The sequence below is a fragment of the Kitasatospora sp. NPDC018058 genome, from assembly GCF_044327205.1.
GTDB lineage: Bacteria > Actinomycetota > Actinomycetes > Streptomycetales > Streptomycetaceae > Kitasatospora.
Genome location: NZ_JBIRFA010000075.1, coordinates 15,657 through 19,895 on the forward strand (window position 1 = coordinate 15,657; position 4,239 = coordinate 19,895).

At 69.8% G+C, this 4,239-nt stretch carries 5 protein-coding genes and 1 pseudogene; 3 read left to right on the forward strand and 3 right to left on the reverse strand.

Annotation, left to right across the window (positions count from 1 at the left end):
- Positions 1-151 precede the first annotated feature (151 nt).
- Positions 152-643 carry a hypothetical protein gene (locus tag ACH4E7_RS43110; protein ID WP_396254678.1) on the reverse strand — a complete coding sequence of 164 codons (492 nt, stop codon included), beginning with the start codon at positions 641-643 and terminating at the stop codon, positions 152-154.
- A 197-nt stretch (positions 644-840) separates the two neighbouring features.
- On the opposite strand from ACH4E7_RS43110, the gene ACH4E7_RS43115 reads away from it, so the two are divergent.
- Positions 841-1,275, forward strand: coding sequence for a hypothetical protein (locus tag ACH4E7_RS43115; RefSeq protein ID WP_396254679.1), 435 nt, complete (start codon positions 841-843; stop codon positions 1,273-1,275).
- A gap of 27 nt (positions 1,276-1,302) precedes the next feature.
- Here ACH4E7_RS43115 and ACH4E7_RS43120 read toward each other — a convergent pair whose 3' ends face one another.
- Positions 1,303-1,779, reverse strand: coding sequence for a DUF4265 domain-containing protein (locus ACH4E7_RS43120; RefSeq protein ID WP_396254680.1), 477 nt, complete (start codon positions 1,777-1,779; stop codon positions 1,303-1,305).
- Positions 1,780-2,305: 526 nt separating this feature from the next.
- Between ACH4E7_RS43120 and ACH4E7_RS43125 the strand changes: the two are divergent.
- A pseudogene (locus ACH4E7_RS43125) lies at positions 2,306-2,515 on the forward strand (LexA family protein); the annotation flags it as partial.
- Between the two features lie 181 nt (positions 2,516-2,696).
- Positions 2,697-2,864 carry a hypothetical protein gene (locus ACH4E7_RS43130; RefSeq protein WP_396254681.1) on the forward strand — a complete coding sequence of 56 codons (168 nt, stop codon included), beginning with the start codon at positions 2,697-2,699 and terminating at the stop codon, positions 2,862-2,864.
- 140 nt (positions 2,865-3,004) lie between these two features.
- Here ACH4E7_RS43130 and ACH4E7_RS43135 read toward each other — a convergent pair whose 3' ends face one another.
- A complete protein-coding gene (locus ACH4E7_RS43135; protein ID WP_396254682.1) occupies positions 3,005-3,649 on the reverse strand; it encodes a hypothetical protein in 645 nt (214 codons plus the stop codon).
- Positions 3,650-4,239 lie beyond the last annotated feature (590 nt).

Sequence of the window (4,239 nt, forward strand, 5' to 3'; positions counted from 1 at the left end):
ACCCCCCCCCCCCCCCCCCCCCCCCCCCCCCCCCCCCGCCCCCCCCCCCCCCCCCCCGGCGCCGCCCCCCCCCCCCCCCCCCCCCCCCACTCCTCCACATAGCAAGGTGCCCCCGGCCAAACGCCAGGGGCACCTTGAGTCGTGAGGGCCGCTATCGGCGGCCGACGATCGCGTTGACGAGGGTGTGGCGGGAGGACGGATCCTCGGGGCCGCCTGGTGTCCTGGCCACGACGGCATCGGGTGTGCGGGAGGCCACGACGCCCTGCCAGTAGTTGTCCAGGGGCATGCGGGCGACGGCGTACCCGGGGGCCGACCCGTCCGGGGTGGCGGAGATCTCGCTCACGGTGGCGCCCTTGCCCTGATGGGAGACCGCCAGGCTGGAGTACGCGCCCAGGGCGATGGAGGATTCGCGCAGCGGGCGCCCCGGCACCGAGCGGGGAGTCAGGCCCGGGTCACCAGGGGGGCCCAGGCTCGTGGCGACCAGGCTCGCCGTGGTCTTCGTGGGGTCGGCCTTCCCCGCGGCCACGGCCAGGGCCCGGGCGGTGGCGGCGTCGGCGGCCATGGTTCCCGCTGACGGGTTGGGCGGGACGTAGGCGGCGATGTTGGTGGCGGTGTCCGGGTTGCGCGCATCCCCGAGGAGCACGATCGGACCGACAGCAGACCACGGCCGTGAACGCCCCCAGATGACCGGCCACACCCGCAGGGTACGGCTACGCCGTGGCGGCGTCGGCCGCACGGGTGCGCTCGGCGGCGGCCGCCAGCTTGACCACTGGAGTCTCGAACCTTGACCTGCCTCACAAAGGGGGCTGGTGAGACGATGCGCGGATGGATCTCATAGGAGTGACTGAGCGGGAGCGCTTCGTCGGCGTCGGCGAGTACGTCAGTTTCGCTGCGGCATGCCCTGTTTGCAGAGGGGAGGCACCATGCTCGGGCGGGCAAGTTCTGATCTTCGACCGCCTGGAATGGAGCATCGAGGCCGACTGCGCCGTTTGCGGGCCGTCAGTGGGATGCGGGAGCGGAGACACGCCAGCCGATCTGCGTGAACGATTGATCGGCGAGCACGGCCCCGCGCGCCTTGAACTCCCTCAGAATGGCGCCCGAACTGCTGTGATCATGAAGGTGATTCGGGCGACGTTCAGTGTCGAGCTGAAGGAGTCCAGGAAGATGCTCCAGGCTGTGCAGTCAGGTCAGCACGCGGCGACGTTGCCCGAGATCGAGCAGCTTGCTCGGAGACTGCGCGCGGTTGGTGTTGAGGCCCGGGCGGCCCGCAATTGAGGGTCCTCGCTGTTCGGTGGCGGACGGTCAGGCGCTCCACCACGCGTCGGTGCCGCATCCGACCTCGAAGTGCCACCAGCCTTCCTCCTCGCCGCGGTCCAGGAGCTTCTTGATCGCGGAGAAGTCGGCGTTGGCCGGAACGTTGAAGGCGACCATCGGGAACTCCTCGCTGAAGACCTCGCCTCCGAGCTCAAAGGCCGAAAGGCGCTGATGGACGGCTTGGGGGCTGCGGCCCAGCGGACCGGAAGGGATGGGCACGACCCGAATCGTGCAGTTGCCGGAGGCGCTGACCCGTCCGACAGCCCAGTGCCTGCCGTCTTCGTCCGTCTGGAACCTCACGACGTCGCCCTCCGCGACCCCGTCCTGGAGGAACGCAACGTTCTGCACCCGAGCCGTGTCGGCACCGAGCTTCGTTGCCCACAGGCCCTCCGTGTCCTGAGGGAACCAGCCCTCGCGAGGGGTGAAGCGAAACCAGACCTTGATCTTCTCGACCGCGTTCTCCATAGCGGAAATCATGCGCGCACCGCCCGCAGCACCGTGCATCGGGTCTGAGCTGGGCAACGACCTGGGGATGTCCAGTGATCAACCGATCGGTGCCAGTCGGGCAGAACTCGCTGGCGCCCGGTCGCCGACCCGTCATCGGCCTGCTCCGAGAATTCACCCAGCGCCCCTTCGAGACCGTCGTGCTGTACACCGCGCTCGGCGACGCCCTCATCCGGCTCTGCGGCATCGGCGGGACGCTGGGCAATACGGTGACTGATCAAAGCCTGCCACCCTCGGAGGAGACACCGCCATGGTCCACCCGGCTATTACCCGACTCTCGGCCCTGCTCGGGGAGCCGGGCACCCCGGGTGACACCGTCGACTGGGACGAGCTGGTCCGGACCACGGGCCTGCGCCTGCCCGCCGACTACCGCGACTTCGTCACGCTGTACGGCGGCGGCGAGCTGGACGAGTACCTCGGCATCAGCACGCCGCCGGTGGACGGCTCCCCGTACGGCGACCTCGTCGACGGACTGGACTTCGACCCCATCACCGTGCGCGGCGACAGCATGATCGAGGCGGCCATCTGCGACGGCGACATTGTGGCCGCGATGATCGACGGCGAGGCCACCGTCAAGCGGCTCAAGCGCGAGGACGGCCGGATCTGGTTGATGCCGCACAACCCGGCGTACGAACCCATCAACGGCGACAACGCCACCATCCTCGGCAAGGTCGTCGCGGTCCTGCGCCGCCTCTGAGCGCCCGGTCACGAAGGACGACTACGCCGTCAACCACCCTGGCTGCTATTGGTGAACGGCGCTACGCTGCCCGCCAGGTCGGTCGAGGGCCGAGCAGCGGTCCTCGACCGACCTGGCCTCGTGTGGGCAGCCCAGACACCGGGTAGGTCCGGGTATGGATCTCCGGAGCCGAGAAGGATCGATGGCCGACCTGAGCAAGAGGCCCGTGGTGAGACCGGTCTTCGACCCCGTCGTGCCTGTCGAGGTTCGGGACGCCGTCGGCGACCTGGCCGCCGCCCACGCCGTGCTGCTTGCCGACAGCGACGTCGGCGCCGGGTTCCTGCGCTGGCGCCGCGCCAGCGTGACGTGAGCCGTCAGCGGCCAAGTCGCACCCCGCGCCTCGGCGTCAGCGGTCTTTCTGACACCGAATCGCGGGGTGGGCGGCTCTGGATTTCCGGGCACTGCCCTGGAACTGAGGGCCGGCAGAGATCGGCTTTTGCGCGGAGTGCGCTACCTGGCGGTCTTGGAGAGCGGCGTTGCCAGTTCCATGAAGTGCGGCAGCCGCTCCACGATGTTGTTGCCCGAGAGGCTCAGCAGTCGGTCGCCGAGCCGGATCACGATGATCTCCTCTGTCTGGTAGGGACCCGTCGGCACCTTCTTCATGTCGATGGCCTCGTCGCCGAGTCCCGCTACCGGCTGCACGGTCACCGTCTCCGGCACCGGCACCGGGGGGTGGTCCCATGACTGCCCCGTGAAGGACTTGCAGCGTGCCGCGTAGTCCCGGATCTCGGCGAGCACCTTGGCCGCGTCGCCCGGGTGGTAGGCGGACAGCCGGACGTACACCTCGTTCATGCCGTCGGAGACGTGGTTCTCCGCATCCGAGGCCTGGAGGTCGTGCGTGAGGGTGCCCCCGCCGAGACGCATCTCGGTGCACTTTTCCTTCGGCAGCATCGGATCGCCGGGCTCGTCATCGACGTAGGTGCCGGTGTCGGTCTCGCCGCCGTCGCTCTCGATCGTCCAGCCCGCCGGCAGGGTGGCGGCGGTCGGCAGGAGGCTGCGCAGGAACGCGCCGGTGGGGATCGGCGGGCCGCTCGGTGTGCTGCTGGGAGAGCCGAACGCGGCTGCGCCGGACGCGCCGAGTGTCGGCGTGGTCACCGGGACGGCGCCCGGGGAGGAGGAACCGCCCGTCGTGGCGGCAGTCGATGCGGTGACACCACCCGGCGCACCAAGGACAGGCCCCGGCCCCGAGGAACATCCGGTCAGGAGCGCAGCGGCCACGACGGCTGCGCCGGCCGCGAGTGGAGTTCGGTGGACGGTTCGGACGATGGACAAGAGGACCCCCCGCGGGTTCATCGGTCGAGCACGGTGCTTCGCTTACGTGCAGTCGGCATCCTGCCACACCGTGCTACAGCCCCGTCCTGCCGCCCCTGCCACATCCGCACCACGCCGCCTCAGCTGTGCCGCGCCTGCGACGGCCTGGGCGGGCGGCCGTGGAACGAGGCGCCGACACTTCCGGGGGCCGCACTGACCCCCGCGCCCCCTGCCGCCAAGGCCTGAAGGGTGTCTTTACTGTCGGTAGGGCGGCTGAGCTGCGATTTTTTCGGGCGAGCGTGTTCTGGGCATGATTGCTGGTTGTGGGTCTGCGACTGCTCTACTTGATCTTCTGCCGCGTGCTGGGCTGGCTGGCTCTGTTGGGCCGTTCCTCTGCCGTGAACAACGCTGAGATCCTCGCTCTGCGCCACGAA